This window comes from Nocardioides sp., assembly GCF_031397825.1.
Taxonomy (GTDB): Bacteria; Actinomycetota; Actinomycetes; order Propionibacteriales; family Nocardioidaceae; genus Nocardioides.
In genome coordinates, this window is record NZ_JANNML010000227.1 from 1 (window position 1) to 14,900 (window position 14,900).

Below are 14,900 nucleotides of genomic sequence, written 5' to 3' on the forward strand. Positions count from 1 at the left end.
ACGACGTAGCCGCCGTCCTTGGGCCACAGCGCCGTCGTGACGTCCGTGGCGCCGACGCGCACGGTCGCGGGGATCATGCCCCAGCCATAGCTCACCATCGGCAAGACGGCGAGGAGCTCGGCGCACTCGTCCTCGGGCACCGAGACGAAGTGGTACGGCGCGGGGCCGCGCCACTCCCAGATCTCCCCGGCGAACTCCAGCTCCATGGAGCAACCGTAGGGCAGGTTGCGGACGTTCCGAGGCGGTTAGGCTCGTCCCGTGCATGGTCAGGTGCCCGGCCCCGCGGACGACGGTCCCGGCTCAGATGCGACCCTCAACGCCCTCTACGACCTGGTGCCCGACGCCGAGGAGGTCGACCTGGCCGAGGAGGTCCGGCTGGAGCAGGAGCAGGCCTGGGCCCTCGAGAACGCCGGGTTCGTCGAGGAGGGCAGGCCGGCGCCGGTCGAGGACCAGACCCCCGAGGAGCCGCCCACCCCTGCACCGGAGGAGCGCCTCACCGACGGCCAGGTCCAAGGTCTGCTGGAGCACCTGCTGGGCGCCGAGGTGGTCGACGACGAGGACTCCCGGGGCCACGAGACCTGAGGGTCGCTCTCAGGCACCTTGGCTACGGTGTCGGCACGGACGCCGCTGGGCGTACGACGACGCGAAGGAGCCCGGAGTGAGCAAGGAAGCCCGCGACATCGAGCGCATCTACGCCACCGACGAGGTGGTGGCCAAGCTGCGCCGCCTCGCCGACGCGCTGGAGAAGGGCGAGTCGTTCCGCATCCAGATCGCCGGCGAGCGCTTCCGGGTGCCGAAGCACGCGGAGTTCTCGGTCGAGCACGAGCGCGGCGACGGCGAGGAGGAGGTCGAGTTCCAGCTGAAGTGGAGCACCGCGGAGGCCGACTCCGACCCCGAGGACGACGACCCCGTCGTCTGAGGCTTCAGACTGCGGTGAAGGTCGAGCTCACCACGACGCGGCCCCGCCGGTCGCGCACCTCGAAGCCCGCGGCCGCCGCGCGCAGCACCGTGGAGTTGAGGTTGCAGAGCATCTCCCGCTCACCGGTGCCGACGAAGCCGCCGGCGGGGTAGCGGCGACCGTCGGTGCCGAGCACGGTCACGACGTAGCGGCGTCCCTCGTCGAAGCCGCTCGCGGTGAGCTTCACCTCGACGCCCCAGGTGTGGTCGACCAGGTCGGCGTCGGCCCGCACACCCGCGACGCCCACGGCGACGGAGACGTCCTCCGTGGGCACGGTCGGCGCGGGATCCGGCCGGGTGGCGACGAGGCCGACCACCAGGACCACCAGGACGACGGCTGCGGCGATCCCGCCGACAGCGGCGAGGCCCGCCTGCCGGCGCCACTTCGTACGACGCTCGCGGTCGCGCTCGGCGGCCACGGCGGTGACGACCCGGTCCTGGAGGCCGGCCGGTGCCGCGGGGACCTCGGTCGGCGCGGCGGACCGGAGCTCCGCGAGGACCCGGGCGGGTGGGACCAGCTCGGCGAGCTCGTCGCGGCACTCCGCGCAGGTGACGAGGTGTGCCTCGACGTCGGCGGCCTCGGCGTCGGCGAGCCCGCCGAGCACGTAGGCACCGAGGCTGATCCGCAGCTGCTCGTGGTCGGTCATGGCCGCACCTCCATCTCTTCCATCACGACGCGGAGCGCCTTGAGTCCGTAGAACACCCGGCTGCGCAACGTGCTCTCCGGGATCCCGAGCTCGGCCGCGACCTCGGGGTAGGGACGGTCGGCCAGGTAGGTCTCCGCCAACGCGCGGCGGTGATCCTCGCCGAGGCGTCGCAGGGCGTCCTCGACGAGGATCCGCCGCAGCTGCTCCTCCCACCCGTCCGGGACGGGCGGAGCGGCCTCCTCCAACGTCGGGTGGTCCGCCAGCGCCCGGAGCCAGGGCCGCGAGCCACGGGTCCGATGAGCGTCGACCACGACGTGGCGGGCGATCTGGAACAGCCAGGTCCGCAGGCTGGCCCGCCCGGCGTCGTAGGTCTCCCGGGCCCGCCACGCGCGCAGGAAGGTCTCCTGCACGGCGTCCTGCGCGCCGCCCTGGTCGCCCAGCGCCCGCAACGAGAGTCGGTAGAGCTCGTCACCGTGGGCTGCGTAGGCAGCCTGCACGGCCTCGGGGGTCGAGAGGTCGGTGACGACCCTCGCGGGCGGTGAGCTCATGTCCGTCCTTCGTTGCGGTCGCGCTGGACGACGGGGCGGCGGGGCGGGTCAGCCCACGGCGACCGAGAAGTCGGTGACCGCCGCACCCTTCGGGAAGGTGCCGACCTTGCGGAGGTCGCCCGTGGTCAGGTTCACCGTCCAGAGACCGACGGTGCCGCCGCTGGTGAAGGAGGCGAAGCCGGCGTTGCTCGTGGCCTTGCCGCCGGTGACACCGCTCGCGATGTCGAAGCCGACCTGGCCGAAGAGCTTGCGACCGGTCGACCCCTGCGGGGTGATCGTGCCCGCGTTGGCCGGGACCTGGAGCGAGACGTTGCCCAGGGCGGCGTTGAGGTCGTAGAGCGCCGTGCCGGTCTTGTCGCTGTTGTCGTTGTTGGTGTAGGCGGCCGCCTTGATCCCGCGCACCGGGTCGGCGACGTCGGGGGTGTTGAGGCGTCCGTCGACCGTCGTGGTCTTCTCAGCGAAGGAGTAGCGCAGGTTCTGACCCGCGTTGCTCACGATCCGCAGGGCGTCGGCGGCCGGGTTGACGTCGACGCCGAAGCTGACGCCCTTGAGCGGCGCGCTGAGGCGGCCCACGCGGTCGGCGTCGGCGGTGCGGGTGTTGATCGTGTAGATCCCGCCGTTGTTGCCGACGGCGTAGAGCGTCTTGTTCTTGAGGCGGAAGTCCAGGCCCACCAGTCGCTTGTCGCCCTTGAGGCCGGTGATCTTGGCGATCCGGTCGGCACCGCCCGGGCGGTTCACGTCGAACGACACCAGGGTGCGGTCGGCGGTCATGCCGAAGGCCCGGGTCGGGGCGGGAGCGGCGGTGGCGCTCGTCGACATGGTGGCCACTGCTGCGCCGGCGAGCATCGTCGCGGACGTCAGGGCTGCCAGGGTGCGCTTCATGGTCGTCTCCTTCGTCGTCGGCGCGCTGGTGCGAGCCGGTTCAGGAGGGGATACGGACGGGGGAGCGGTCGTGTTGAAGGATCCGGTCGCTAGTTTCGGAGCATGCCCCGCTTCCTCCTCTGGCTGCTCTGCGTCGGTCTCCTGCTCCCCGGGGTCGCACTCACCGTCGTACGACTCGTGGAGCCCGACCTCGCCCGCACCACGCAGCTCCAGGCGTTCACCCCCCTCGGTCTTCCGTTGTACGCCGCCGCGCTGCTGCTCCTGCTCCTCCTCGCGCTCCGGCGGGCCACCCGCCACCGCCTGCTGGTGGTGCCGATCGCTGTGGCGGTGGCCGGTCTCGCGCTGCACGCCGTGTGGTTCGCCCCGCTCGTGTCAGGCTCGGTGCCGCGATCGGCTACTGACGCGCCGACGACGGGCGTCATGACGGCCAACCTGCTGGCCGGCGCCGGTGATGCCACGCGGTTGGTGGTCGAGGCGAGCGAGGCGGGGACCGACGTGCTCGTCGTCAGCGAGGTCACCCGGGGTGACGTTGCGGAGATGGAGGGGGTCGGCCTGTCCGACGTGTTCCCGCACCGGCTCGGGCAGGCAGAGGCTGCCGACGGCTTCGTGGGAGCGACGATGGTCTTCTCCCGCGAGCCTATCGAGCTGGTCGAGACCCTGGACACCACCTTCGACGGGATGCTGGTGCGCACCGGCGACCTGACCTTCCTGGCGGTCCACCCGGCGCCGCCCACGCTCTACGCCGACTGGAAGGCCGATCACCGGGCGATCCTCGAGGTCGCCGAGCGGGAGGGGGTGGACGTGATCGCGGGCGACCTCAACGCGACGCTCGACCACGCCCCGCTGCGGGCGCTGGTCGACGCGGGCTACCGCGACGCAGCCGAGATCACCAACGCCGGGCTGGCAGCGACCTGGCCGGTCGACGGGGGCTTCCCGCTGCTCAGCCTGCTGCCGCCGTCGGTCGCGATCGACCACGTGCTCGTCTCGGAGGCCCGGACCGTCACGCGGACGCGCACCGTGGACGTGCCCGGCTCCGACCACCGCGCCGTCCTCGCCACGGTGGCGCCGCGATGAACCTCCCCGCACCCCCGCCCGAGATGGACGACGCGGAGTTCCTCCGCTGGTGGGGTGCGTGGGAGTCGTTGACCCCGAGCACGGTCGGCGCCTTCATGGCCGGCTTCGACCGCCCGCGGTGGGTCGTCGGCGGCTGGAGCATCGAGGCCTTCACCGGCGTCCGGCGCGAGCACGAGGATCTCGACATCTCGATGCTCACCTGCGACGCCCCGGCCTTCCGCGACTTCCTGGGCGACCGTTGGACGCCCTTTGTGATCAGCGCCGCCGGACTCCGGCCCTACCGCGTCGGCGTGCCCGACGTCGACCGCGAGGGCCAGCTCTGGGTGCGTCGGGACGCGGGTGCCCCGTGGGTGCTCGACGTGCCGCTGACCCCGGACACCGACGGCTGCTGGACCAACAAGCGCTGGCACGAGCACGTCGCGCTCGTCGAGGACGTGACCTGGGTCGGCGCCGACGGCGTGCGCTTCCTGCGTCCTGAGGTCACGATCATGATGAAGGCGCGTCTCGACCGGCCCAAGGACCGCGCCGACCTCGAGGCCTGCTGGCCGCTGCTCGGGGCTGCCGAGCGGGCCTGGGTGCGCGACACGATCGCGCTCGCGCACCCCGGCCATCCGTGGCTGGAGCGGCTCTGACCCCTCGGGTCGTGTGCCGGAGACAGCGGTCGAGCGCTGCCTGGAGCACACGACCCGACACGACCGCCCGCCTGCGCCGGTCCCGCCCGACGACGCTGATGGGCGCCCGCAACCCGCGGCGCCGTACCCTGGGAGGGCGATGAGCCAGTCCAGTCCCGATCCGGTCGTCTACCTCGACCACGCTGCCACCACGCCCATGGTGCCCGCGGCGGTCGACGCGCTCACCGCGCACCTCCTCGACGTCGGCAACCCGAGCTCGCTGCACGCGTCGGGGCGTCGCGCGCGGCGCATCGTGGAGGAGTCGCGCGAGACCATCGCGCAGGCCGTCAACTGCCGCCCCGGCGAGGTCGTCTTCACCGCCGGCGGCACCGAGGCCGACAACCTGGCCCTCAAGGGCATCTTCTGGGCCCGTCAGGGCGCCGACGCCCGCCGCACCCGCGTGCTCACCACGTCGGTGGAGCACCACGCCGTGCTCGACCCTGTCTTCTGGCTCGGCGAGGACGAGGGCGCCCAGGTCGAGCTGCTGCCCGTAGACCGCGACGGTCGCCTCGACCTCGAGGCGCTGCGTGCGAGCGTCGATCGCGATCCCGCGACGGTCGCGCTGATCTCGGTCATGTGGGCCAACAACGAGGTCGGCACGCTCCAGCCCATCGACGAGGTCGTCGCGATCGCCGCCGAGCACGGCATCCCCGTCCACACCGACGGTGTGCAGGCCATCGGCACCGTCCCGGTCGACTTCGCGGCCTCCGGGGTCGACGCCCTGGCACTGACCGGGCACAAGGTCGGCGGACCCTACGGCGTCGGCGCCCTCGTCGTACGACGCGAGCTCGCGGTCACCGCGCTGGTGCACGGCGGCGGCCAGGAGCGCGACATCCGCAGCGGCACCGTCGACACCCCGGCCATCGCCGGGCTCGCGGCCGCGGTCGAGCTGGCCGTCAAGCACCAGCCCGAGCATGCCGTCCGCATGGCCGCCCTGAGGCGAAGGCTGGTCGAGGGTGTCCAGCGCGCCGTGCCCGACGCGGTGCTCAACGGCCCGGCGCTCGACGATCCCGCGGCGCGCCTGCCGGGCAACGCCCACCTGAGCTTCCCCGGCTGCGAGGGCGACTCCCTGCTGATGCTCCTCGACGCCCGCGGCATCGAGTGCTCGACCGGCTCCGCCTGCTCCGCCGGGGTCCCGCAGCCCTCGCACGTGCTGCTGGCGATGGGACGCGAGCCCGACGCGGCGCGCAGCTCGCTGCGCTTCTCGCTCGGCCACACCAGCACCGAGGCCGACGTCGACGCCCTGGTCGCCGCGATCGGTCCCTGCGTCGAGCGGGCGAGGGCAGCCAAGGCATGAAGGTCCTCGCTGCCATGTCCGGCGGCGTCGACTCGGCGGTCGCCGCGGCCCGCGCCGCCGAGGCCGGACACGATGTCACCGGCATCCACCTCGCTCTCTCGCGCAACCCCGCGTCCTACCGCTCCGGCGCCCGCGGCTGCTGCACCATCGAGGACTCCAACGACGCACGACGTGCGGCCGACATCATCGGGATCCCCTTCTACGTCTGGGACCTGAGCGAGCGCTTCCACGAGGACGTCGTGGAGGACTTCATGGACGAGTACGCCGCCGGGCGCACCCCCAATCCCTGCCTGCGCTGCAACGAGAAGATCAAGTTCGCCGCGGTGCTCGACCGGGCTGTCGCGCTCGGCTTCGACGCGGTCGCCACGGGGCACTACGCCCAGCTCCGCACCGGCGACGACGGGCTGATCGAGATGCACCGGGCCAGCGACCACGGCAAGGACCAGTCCTACGTGCTGGGCGTGCTCGACCAGCACCAGCTCGCGCACTCGCTCTTCCCGCTCGGCGACACCCACAAGTCGGCCGTGCGAGCCGAGGCCGCCGCGCGCGGGCTGCTGGTGGCCGACAAGCCCGACAGCCACGACATCTGCTTCGTCGCCGACGGCGACAACGCGGGCTGGCTGCGCGAGAAGCTCGGGGACCGCGCGCCCAACCACGGGGGCGCGATCGTGGACGACGCGACCGGCGAGGAGCTCGGCCAGCACACCGGCACCTACGGCTTCACCATCGGTCAGCGCAAGGGCCTGCGCATCGGCACCCCCGCCCCCGACGGCAAGCCTCGCTTCGTGCTCGACATCGAGCCGGTCTCCGGCACCGTCACCGTCGGCCCGCGCGAGCGACTGGCCGTCGACCGGCTCAGCGGCATCAAGCCACGCTGGTGCGGGACCGTGCCGCACCGCCTCGAGGGCACCGTGCAGCTGCGCGCGCACGGCGGTGAGCACCGGGCCGTGGTCGTCGTCACCGAGGGTGCTGCGGGTGGCGACGCCGTCGAGATCGAGCTGCTCGACCCGGCCCACGGCATCGCGCCGGGCCAGGCGGCCGTGATCTACGACGGCACCCGCGTCGTCGGCTCCGCGACGATCGCCGCGACCGCCGGCCGGGCCGCCCCATGACGCAGGCCACCGGCATCGGCTCCATGCCAGGCTCCGACCAGGCCGCCTTCGACGAGGCCGTCCGTGTCGTCCTCGGCTCGCTGCCCGACGTGCCCCACCTGCCCGAGGTGCCCGGCCGGGGCGCACCCGCCGGCATGCTCGGTCGCGGCCTCGCGGTCATGGCGTCCCTCGGTGCGGACCTGCAGCCCGCCGGGTGGCGGCTCACCGACGCCCCCGGCGTCGACCACCGCCGTGCGCGCAGCCTGCTCGCCCAGGACCTCGACGGGCTGGAGGAGCAGGCGCAGGACTACACGGGCTCCTTCAAGATCCAGGTCGCCGGGCCGTGGACGTTGGCCGCGACCGTCGAGAAGCCCCGCGGCGACAAGCTGCTCTCCGACGTCGGCGCACGCCGCGAGCTCGCGCAGGCGCTCGCGGAGGGGCTGCGCGACCACGTCCGCGACGTACGACGACGCCTGCCCGGCGTCGATCGCCTGGTCGTCCAGGTCGACGAGCCGATGCTCGCAGCGGTGCTCGAGGCGGCGATCCCGACGGCCAGTGGCTTCGGCCGGCACCGAGCCGTCCACCCGCCCGAGGCGTCGCAGCACCTGGAGTGGGTGCTCGGGGCGATCGCCGACGAGGAGGCCGAGCCGTGGGTGCACGCGTGCGCGCCGTCGACCCCGTGGGGCCTCGTGCGCGGCGCCGGTGCCCGGGGGCTGTCGGTCGACCTCGACCAGCTCGGGGCTCGCGACCACGACCAGCTCGGGGAGGCGCTGGAGGCGGGGGAGACGGTCGTGCTCGGCGTCGTACCGACCCTCGACCCGGACCCCGAGCCCACCGAGAAGGAGCTCGTCGAGCGGGTGCTGCGCTGGCTCGACATGCTCGGTCTCGATCCGGCAACGATCGGCGATCGGTTGCTCGTCTCGCCAACCTGCGGGCTGGCAGCTGCGTCAGAGCCTTGGACACGACGTGCCCTGCAGCTCGCGACGAGCAGCGCAGGTCACCTGACCTAGGAGACCCCATCGCATCTCGAGCCGCCACCTTCGCCTGCACCGCCCTGCTCTCGCTCGCGCTGCTAGCGGGATGTGGCTCCGGCGCCCCGGGCAGCGACCCGACCGGTCTCGGCAGGCCCGGCCCCGACGCCGGGTCGGGCGACGTGCCGATGACCGCGCGGGGGCTGGCCGCGCTGGCGTTCGTCTACCTGTCCGACGACACGGCGAGCCGGGCGGCGGCCTACAGCACCTACGAGACGCCGGTCGGAGAGGTCGGCCTCGACCTTCGCTACGGCGGCGGGGAGGGTGACGACGGCGACCTGGTCCGGGTCGGGGTGACCCCCGAGCCCGAGGACGACCCGCGCTGCGAGGCCGACGACCAGCGGTGCGTCGAGCGCGACGTCGACGGCGGCACCCTGGTGCTCGCCTGGGAGGAGGTGGCGCCCGAGGAGGACCCGGGCGTGGTCCTGCTCTCGCTGGTGCGCGACGGCGAGGTCGCCTCAGTGCTCTACGCCGGACCCGCCATCAAGGGAGACCCGCGCGAGATCGACCTGCCGATCGACCTCTCCGCGCTCGAGGACCTGGTGCAGGACCCACGAGTGAGCGTGACCACCGACCAGGAGGTCGTCGACGCCGGCGAGGAGGTCGAGGACTGGGAGGGCGGCGAGGCACCGGACACCGCCGACCCGACCCCGGTGCCGGTCTCGCCCCAGGCACTCAAGGGCTTCTTCCTCACCTACTCCGACCTCTCCGGCTTCAGCGGCACCAGCGACATCCCCCGGGTGGTGGAGCCGTTCGGCCCGGGTGCGGTCGGCACCGGCATCTCGATCAGCAGCGACCACGTCCGCTACCGCGACGTCGATGTCGTCGCCTCTCCCCGGGCGCCGACCTGGCTCGCCGCCGACCCGTGCGCGACGCCGGGCTACGCCTGCGAGACCTACGACGGCGCGCTGGGCCCGGTGCACCTGCTCTGGAAGGCGGGACGCAACGGCGAGGTGTGGCTGGTCAACCTGCGCGCCGAGGAGGTCGTCGCGTTCCGCTTCGACTCCTGGAAGGTGCCCGAGCAGGAGCAGGCCGTGGCCGGGTCCATCGACCTGCGCACCGTGCGCTCGATGCTCGACGACGGCGAGCACGTCGGGATGACCTCGACGGCCGGGCTGGAGCGCGTGCAGTTCTGACCCGCGTCGCGGCCGGACGCACGACGGCCCGGACGCTCCTCGCGGAGCGACCGGGCCGTCGTACGGGCTGGGGGCGTCAGCCCACGTGCACGCCACCCTCGGGACCGTCGGTCGCGAGCTCCTCGTGCTTGACGTTGAGCAGCAGCCAGATGGCCGCCGAGCCGATGCTGATCAGCACGGCACCGACCAGGAACGCTGCGGTCGCGCCCTCGGTGAAGGAGCCGATGAAGGCCAGGCCGCCGGCGGCGTCGGCCGGGAGTCCCTGGGCCATCAGGTCCTTGGCCAGCGCGGTCTTGGTGCCGTCCGCGAAGTGGAGCGACACCGTGCCCAGGATGGCCAGGCCGAGCGCGCCACCGACCTGCTGCATGGTGTTGAGCACGCCGGACCCGATGCCGGAGTCCTCGGCGCGCAGGTGGTGCACCGCGGTCAGGGTGAGCGGCACGAAGACCGCACCCATGCCGATCGACATCAGCATGATGAAGGGGAAGATCGACGTCCAGTAGTTGACGCCGTCGCCCAGGTAGACGCCGTTGCCGATGGCCAGCAGGGCCTCCGTGCTCGTGGGGACCTCGAGCCGGGAGAACCCGAACAGCGCGGCGGCCGCCATGAGCGTGCCGGTGCCGGCGATGAAGCGCGGGTCGATCCGGTTGACCAGGTTGGAGGAGAGACCGGCGCCGAAGACGATGCCGACCGAGAACGGCAGGAACGCGAAGCCGGTGTGCAGCGGGCTGTAGCCGACGACGAGCTGGATGAAGAGGCTCAGGAAGTAGAACATCGCGAACATCGCGGCCGGCACGAGCGCCATCACCAGGAAGCTGGTGGCGCGGGTGCGGTTGGCGAAGACCCGGACCGGGAGCAGCGGGTGGGCCACGCGGGACTCGATGAACGCGAAGGAGGCGAGCAGCGCGACACCTGCGGCGAGCGCGGCGATCGTCCAGGTGTCGCCCCAGCCGTGGGCCTCCTCGCCGGCGCGGCTGAAGCCGTAGACCAGGCCGAGCAGGCCGAGCGTGCCGGTGATGGCTCCGGGCACGTCGAGCTCGCCCGGGTGGGACTCCGACTCGTGGAGGAAGCGCGGGGCCAGGAAAGCGGCTGCCAGGCCGATGGGGACGTTGATGAGGAAGGTCAGGCGCCAGCCCTCGAGGCCCACGATCGGGTCGAGGCCGGTGAGCCAGCCACCGAGGATGAGGCCGACCGCCGCACCCGCACCCGACATGGCGGCGTAGACCGCGAAGGCGCGGTTGCGCGCCGGACCGGCCGGGAACGTGGTCGTGATCAGGGCGAGCGCGGCCGGGGAGGCGAGCGCCGCGCCAAGACCCTGGAGGCCACGCGAGGAGAGCAGCATGGCCTCGTTCTGGGCGAAGCCGCCGATGAACGAGGCGACCGCGAAGACGGCCAGACCGATCATGAAGACCCGGCGTCGGCCATAGAGGTCACCCAGGCGGCCACCGAGGAGCAGCAGGCCACCGAAGGCCAGGGCGTAGCCGGTGACGATCCAGGTGAGGTTGGCGTCGTCGATGTTGAGGTCGTTGCCGATGAAGGGCAGCGCGATGTTGGCGATGGAGGCGTCCAGCACCACCATGAGCTGGGCCATCGAGATGAGCACGAGCGCCCATCCGAGATGGAGCTCCTTGGTCGAGGTCGTTGCCTCGGTCTCGTGGATGTCGGTCATGAGTCTTCCTTCTGTGCTGCGTGGTCCGGGTGGTCCGTGTGGGGTGCTGGAGGGTTCGGGGCGCCGCACGTGGCGGCGGGCATGATGATCTGGTCGATGACGCGGGCGATGACCGCTTCGTCGGGGGCATGGCCGAGGAGGTACAGGCGGTGCAGGACGATCCCCGGCACCGCGGTGGCGAGGAGCTCGAGGTCGATGTCGGGGCCGATCTCGCCACGCTCGCGAGCGCGCTCGAAGATCTGGCGACCGATCGCGGCCTTGGGGCCGATGAAGTCGCGACGGAACGCCAGGGCGAAGTCGGCGTCGCGGGTGACGGCCGTCAGCAGGCTCGCGAAGACCGCGATCTGCTTGCTGTCGGTGAGACCGCCCATCCCGCAGAACGACGCGACGAGGTCGCTGCGCAGGGAGCCGGTGTCGGGAGCCGTGAGTGGGCCCTTGTGCGAGAGCAGGGCGTCGATGACCAGGCTCGCCTTGTCGTTCCACCGTCGGTAGAGGGTCGCCTTCGACGCCTTCGCGCGGGTGGCCACCGCGTCCATGGTGAGTCGGTCGTAGCCGAGCTCCGCGAGCACGTCGAGCGTGGCGTCGAGGATCTCCTGCTCGCGGTCACCCTCGACCCGGGGACGCGTGGGGGTGGGGGTCTCGACGTGAGTGTCGTCGTGCCCGGTGTCGTGCCCGGTGTCGTGCTCGGTGCTGGTTGCCATGCCGCCCCCTCTCCGTTGGTGGTTCGTTAACCTGGATGAAACGAAACGGTTCCGTTTCATCCGTGGCAACAGAGTGGCACGGCGAGGCATTCCCGATCCAGCGGGTTTCTTGCGGGGTGGTCCACACCAGATGCCGAGTCGGCGCAATGTTGCAGGGAACGGGGTGCCCCGCCTTACAACATCGCGCCGACTCGGCGTACGGGGTGCAACATCGCGCCGACTCGGCGTACGGGGTGCAACATCGCGCCGACTCGGCGTACGGGGTGCAACATCGCGCCGACTCGGCGATCAGCCCAGCAGGTCCAGCGAGGTGTCGACGGCGAAGGTGTTCCAGGCATCGACGCGCCGGAACATGTAGTGCCCGACGCGGCCCATGTCGGTGAACGACGTGGAGGAGGCGAGGGGGGTGGCGCGCTCGAGGTAGGCGCGGGTCATCCGGGCCGAGGTGATCTTGTCGGTCCGACCGTGGGCGGCGTGGACCTGGCGCCCGGCAAGGGTGCCCACGGGGTCCTCGGGAGACCACCAGGGCGCGACGGCGACCACGCCGACGACCGAAGGGGCGTCGGCGACGTGGACGGCGGTGCGGCCGCCCATGGAGTGGCCCAGCAGCACGACGGGGACGTCGCCGAGCTCGCGTCGCACCTCGTCGATCGCCCAGCGGGCGTCGTCGACGGGGGCCGCGTGGTTCCAGCCGCGGACGGCGTAGCGCAGCAGCCAGGTGCTGACGCCGGCCGCGTGGGCGCGCGGGGTGATCGAGCGCTGCATCGCGGCGAAGCGGCGCCAGGAGGCGCTGCGGTGGTCGACGGGCTGCGTGCTGGTCTGCTTGCCCCCGTGCAGCATGAGCACCACCCCGCGCGGCTCGGAGGCGACGTCGATGCGGGTGACGGAGGGTCCGGGCGTGGTCTGCTCACGGGTCGTCTCGGGCGCGGCCATGACGGTTCTTCGGAGCGGCGGGGCGCCCGGATGGTGTCGGGCCGTGCGCTGAGCCGTGTCGGTGGGACCCGGCAAGATGGGCGCCATGAGCAGCCCCGAGCCGAGCCCGGTCACCCCCGAGGCCCGTGACGAGCACCAGCAGCTGGTCGAGCAGGTGGAGGATGCGCGCTGGCGTTACTACGTCCTCGACGACCCGACCCTCGACGACGCCGACTTCGACACCCGGATGCGTGCCCTCGAGGCGCTCGAGGAGACCTATCCCGAGCTGCGCACGCCCGACTCCCCGACGCAGAAGGTCGGCGGAGCGGTGTCGACCGAGTTCACCGCGGTGGACCACCTGCGCCGCATGGAGAGCCTCGACAACGCGTTCTCCTACGACGAGCTGGCGGCGTGGCACGCCCGGCTCGCGCGAGACGGGGTCGAGGCCCCGTCGCTCCTGTGCGAGCTCAAGGTCGACGGCCTCGCGATCAACCTGCTCTACGAGAAGGGCCGTCTGGTCCGCGCCCTCACCCGGGGGGACGGCACGACGGGGGAGGACGTGACCCCCAACGTCAAGACGATCGACTCTGTCCCGCACCGTCTGGCGGCGAGCCAGGAGTTCCCGACCCCCGACCTGGTCGAGGTGCGCGGTGAGGTGTTCCTCCCCGGTGAGGCCTTCGAGCGGCTCAACGCCTCGATGGTGGACGCCGGCCGGCCGGTGTTCGCCAACCCGCGCAACGCCGCGGCCGGGTCGCTGCGGCAGAAGGACCCCCGGGTCACGGCCACCCGGGCGCTGGGGATGGTCTGTCACGGCATCGGTGCCCGCGAGGGCTTCGAGCCGTCCGCCCAGTCCCAGGCCTACGACGCGCTCGCAGCCTGGGGGCTGCCGACCTCGGAGGCGGTGCGGGTCCTGCCCACCCTCGAGGAGGTCCAGGCCTTCATCGCCGACGCCGGCGAGCGACGCCACTCGATCGTGCCCTACGAGATCGACGGCGTGGTCGTCAAGGTCGACGACGTCTCGCTGCAGCGGCGCCTGGGCTCCACGAGCAGGGCGCCCCGGTGGGCGATCGCCTTCAAGTACCCACCCGAGGAGGTCAACGCCAAGCTCCTCGAGATCCGGGTCAACGTCGGTCGCACCGGCCGCGTGACGCCGTACGGCGTGATGGAGCCGACGCGGGTGGCCGGCTCGACCGTGGAGAACGCCACGCTCCACAACGCCCACGAGGTCAAGCGCAAGGACGTCCGCCCCGGCGACACCGTCATCCTGCGCAAGGCCGGTGACGTGATCCCCGAGATCCTCGGCCCGGTGCTGGCCCTGCGACCGAAGGGTCTGCGTCCGTGGCGGATGCCGACGAAGTGCCCCTCCTGCCGCACCCAGCTGGCCCAGCAGAAGGAGGGCGACAAGGACCTGCGCTGCCCCAACCACGAGGTGTGTCCGGCGCAGGTGCGCGAGCGGGTCTTCCACGTCGCGGGTCGTGGTGCGTTCGACATCGAGGGCCTCGGCTACGAGGCGGCCGTCTCGTTGCTCGACGCAAAGGTCATCGCCAACGAGGGCGACGTCTTCGACCTCGACGCCGCGCGGCTGCTGCGCACCGAGCTCTTCACCCGCGCGGCCAAGAAGACCGAGGAGGAGGTCGCCACCGGGGGTCGGGTGCTCTCCGCCAACGGCCAGCGCCTCCTCGACAACCTCGGCAAGGCCAAGGCGGTCCCGCTGTGGCGGGTCCTGGTCGGGCTCTCGATCCGCCATGTCGGACCCACAGCGGCCCGCGCACTGGCCACGGAGTTCGGCTCGATGAGCGCGATCCGCGGGGCCAGCGAGGAGCAGCTGGCGGCGGCCGCGGGGGTGGGGCCGACGATCGCCGAGGCCGTCATCGAGTGGTTCGCCGTCGACTGGCACCGCGCGATCGTCGACCGCTGGGAGGCGTCGGGCGTCACGATGGCCGACGAGCGCGACGAGTCGACTCCGCGCACGCTCGAAGGCCTCACGATCGTGGTCACGGGCTCGCTGGTCGACTTCAGCCGCGACTCGGCCAAGGAGGCGATCCTCAGCAGGGGTGGCAAGGCGGCCGGCTCGGTGTCGAAGAAGACCGACTTCGTCGTGGTGGGGGAGAGTGCCGGTTCCAAGGCGGAGAAGGCCGAGCAGCTCGGTGTCGCCATCCTCGACGAGGAGGGGTTCAAGCAGATGATCGAGCACGGCCCCCCGTCGGCTGGATGAGAGGCGTATGGTCGAAGGTGCGGTCGTTCACCGAGGGTCCTCACCCGTCCTCGGCTCGGGATGGCTGGC

General features: G+C 72.3%; 16 protein-coding genes. 9 read left to right on the forward strand and 7 right to left on the reverse strand.

Annotated features, from left to right (window positions below):
• On the reverse strand, positions 1-206 hold a 206-nt coding region (locus RMN98_RS18940), incomplete at its 3' end, for a DUF1905 domain-containing protein (RefSeq protein WP_309650373.1).
• A gap of 52 nt (positions 207-258) precedes the next feature.
• Here RMN98_RS18940 and RMN98_RS18945 point away from each other — a divergent pair.
• Together RMN98_RS18945 and RMN98_RS18950 are read left to right on the forward strand one after the other, a co-directional pair.
• The gene (locus RMN98_RS18945; RefSeq protein ID WP_309650374.1) at positions 259-582 is read left to right on the forward strand and encodes a hypothetical protein; all 324 of its coding nucleotides are present in this window, start codon (positions 259-261) and stop codon (positions 580-582) included.
• Between the two features lie 76 nt (positions 583-658).
• Positions 659-919, forward strand: coding sequence for an amphi-Trp domain-containing protein (locus tag RMN98_RS18950; RefSeq protein ID WP_309650375.1), 261 nt, complete (start codon positions 659-661; stop codon positions 917-919).
• A 4-nt stretch (positions 920-923) separates the two neighbouring features.
• On the opposite strand, the gene RMN98_RS18955 is transcribed toward RMN98_RS18950, so the two are convergent.
• Genes RMN98_RS18955 through RMN98_RS18965 form a run of 3 tightly spaced genes read right to left on the reverse strand, consistent with a single transcriptional unit; the run spans position 924 to position 3,034 of the window.
• Positions 924-1,604, reverse strand: coding sequence for a zf-HC2 domain-containing protein (locus RMN98_RS18955; RefSeq protein WP_309650376.1), 681 nt, complete (start codon positions 1,602-1,604; stop codon positions 924-926).
• Positions 1,601-2,152: a sigma-70 family RNA polymerase sigma factor gene (locus RMN98_RS18960; protein WP_309650377.1), complete on the reverse strand. Its 552-nt coding sequence runs from the start codon at positions 2,150-2,152 to the stop codon at positions 1,601-1,603. Before RMN98_RS18960 ends, RMN98_RS18955 begins: the two co-directional genes overlap by 4 nt.
• Before the next feature lie 48 nt (positions 2,153-2,200).
• Complete coding sequence (locus RMN98_RS18965; RefSeq protein ID WP_309650378.1) at positions 2,201-3,034, reverse strand: DUF4394 domain-containing protein; 834 nt, start codon at positions 3,032-3,034, stop codon at positions 2,201-2,203.
• A 102-nt stretch (positions 3,035-3,136) separates the two neighbouring features.
• Here RMN98_RS18965 and RMN98_RS18970 point away from each other — a divergent pair, with 102 nt between their 5' ends.
• From RMN98_RS18970 to RMN98_RS18995, 6 genes are all read left to right on the forward strand, one after another.
• A complete protein-coding gene (locus tag RMN98_RS18970) occupies positions 3,137-4,108 on the forward strand; it encodes an endonuclease/exonuclease/phosphatase family protein (RefSeq protein WP_309650379.1) in 972 nt (323 codons plus the stop codon).
• A complete protein-coding gene (locus RMN98_RS18975; protein WP_309650380.1) occupies positions 4,105-4,740 on the forward strand; it encodes a nucleotidyltransferase domain-containing protein in 636 nt (211 codons plus the stop codon). The genes RMN98_RS18970 and RMN98_RS18975 overlap by 4 nt, the downstream gene beginning before the upstream one ends.
• A 139-nt stretch (positions 4,741-4,879) precedes the next feature.
• Entirely contained in the window at positions 4,880-6,076 is a 1,197-nt protein-coding gene (locus tag RMN98_RS18980; protein WP_309650381.1) for a cysteine desulfurase family protein, read from the forward strand.
• Positions 6,073-7,188: a tRNA 2-thiouridine(34) synthase MnmA gene (gene mnmA, locus RMN98_RS18985; RefSeq protein ID WP_309650382.1), complete on the forward strand. Its 1,116-nt coding sequence runs from the start codon at positions 6,073-6,075 to the stop codon at positions 7,186-7,188. The genes RMN98_RS18980 and mnmA overlap by 4 nt, the downstream gene beginning before the upstream one ends.
• Complete coding sequence (locus tag RMN98_RS18990; protein ID WP_309650383.1) at positions 7,185-8,177, forward strand: methionine synthase; 993 nt, start codon at positions 7,185-7,187, stop codon at positions 8,175-8,177. Before mnmA ends, RMN98_RS18990 begins: the two co-directional genes overlap by 4 nt.
• A 149-nt stretch (positions 8,178-8,326) precedes the next feature.
• Positions 8,327-9,334, forward strand: a complete 1,008-nt coding sequence (locus RMN98_RS18995; RefSeq protein WP_309650384.1) for a hypothetical protein — start codon at positions 8,327-8,329, stop codon at positions 9,332-9,334.
• A gap of 76 nt (positions 9,335-9,410) precedes the next feature.
• Here RMN98_RS18995 and RMN98_RS19000 read toward each other — a convergent pair whose 3' ends face one another.
• The 3 genes from RMN98_RS19000 to RMN98_RS19010 all read right to left on the reverse strand — a co-directional run bounded on the left by RMN98_RS19000 (position 9,411) and on the right by RMN98_RS19010 (position 12,637).
• Complete coding sequence (locus RMN98_RS19000) at positions 9,411-11,003, reverse strand: MFS transporter (RefSeq protein WP_309650385.1); 1,593 nt, start codon at positions 11,001-11,003, stop codon at positions 9,411-9,413.
• On the reverse strand, positions 11,000-11,704 hold the full coding sequence (locus RMN98_RS19005) for a TetR/AcrR family transcriptional regulator (protein ID WP_309650386.1): 705 nt from the start codon (positions 11,702-11,704) through the stop codon (positions 11,000-11,002). Before RMN98_RS19005 ends, RMN98_RS19000 begins: the two co-directional genes overlap by 4 nt.
• 288 nt (positions 11,705-11,992) lie before the next feature.
• Complete coding sequence (locus RMN98_RS19010) at positions 11,993-12,637, reverse strand: alpha/beta fold hydrolase (protein ID WP_309650387.1); 645 nt, start codon at positions 12,635-12,637, stop codon at positions 11,993-11,995.
• 85 nt (positions 12,638-12,722) lie between these two features.
• On the opposite strand from RMN98_RS19010, the gene ligA reads away from it, so the two are divergent.
• Entirely contained in the window at positions 12,723-14,831 is a 2,109-nt protein-coding gene (gene ligA, locus RMN98_RS19015) for an NAD-dependent DNA ligase LigA (protein WP_309650388.1), read from the forward strand.
• The last annotated feature ends 69 nt before the right edge of the window (positions 14,832-14,900 follow it).

Excerpts from the sequence above, each read along its gene's own strand:
- RMN98_RS18955 (WP_309650376.1), bottom strand. The coding sequence starts at position 1,604 with ATGACCGACCACGAGCAGCTGCGGATCAGCCTCGGTGCCTACGTGCTC.
- RMN98_RS18960 (WP_309650377.1), bottom strand. The coding sequence starts at position 2,152 with ATGAGCTCACCGCCCGCGAGGGTCGTCACCGACCTCTCGACCCCCGAG.
- RMN98_RS18965 (WP_309650378.1), bottom strand. The coding sequence starts at position 3,034 with ATGAAGCGCACCCTGGCAGCCCTGACGTCCGCGACGATGCTCGCCGGC.
- RMN98_RS18970 (WP_309650379.1), top strand. The coding sequence starts at position 3,137 with ATGCCCCGCTTCCTCCTCTGGCTGCTCTGCGTCGGTCTCCTGCTCCCC.
- RMN98_RS18975 (WP_309650380.1), top strand. The coding sequence starts at position 4,105 with ATGAACCTCCCCGCACCCCCGCCCGAGATGGACGACGCGGAGTTCCTC.
- RMN98_RS18980 (WP_309650381.1), top strand. The coding sequence starts at position 4,880 with ATGAGCCAGTCCAGTCCCGATCCGGTCGTCTACCTCGACCACGCTGCC.
- mnmA (WP_309650382.1), top strand. The coding sequence starts at position 6,073 with ATGAAGGTCCTCGCTGCCATGTCCGGCGGCGTCGACTCGGCGGTCGCC.
- RMN98_RS18990 (WP_309650383.1), top strand. The coding sequence starts at position 7,185 with ATGACGCAGGCCACCGGCATCGGCTCCATGCCAGGCTCCGACCAGGCC.
- RMN98_RS18995 (WP_309650384.1), top strand. The coding sequence starts at position 8,327 with ATGACCGCGCGGGGGCTGGCCGCGCTGGCGTTCGTCTACCTGTCCGAC.
- RMN98_RS19000 (WP_309650385.1), bottom strand. The coding sequence starts at position 11,003 with ATGACCGACATCCACGAGACCGAGGCAACGACCTCGACCAAGGAGCTC.
- RMN98_RS19005 (WP_309650386.1), bottom strand. The coding sequence starts at position 11,704 with ATGGCAACCAGCACCGAGCACGACACCGGGCACGACACCGGGCACGAC.
- RMN98_RS19010 (WP_309650387.1), bottom strand. The coding sequence starts at position 12,637 with ATGGCCGCGCCCGAGACGACCCGTGAGCAGACCACGCCCGGACCCTCC.
- ligA (WP_309650388.1), top strand. The coding sequence starts at position 12,723 with ATGAGCAGCCCCGAGCCGAGCCCGGTCACCCCCGAGGCCCGTGACGAG.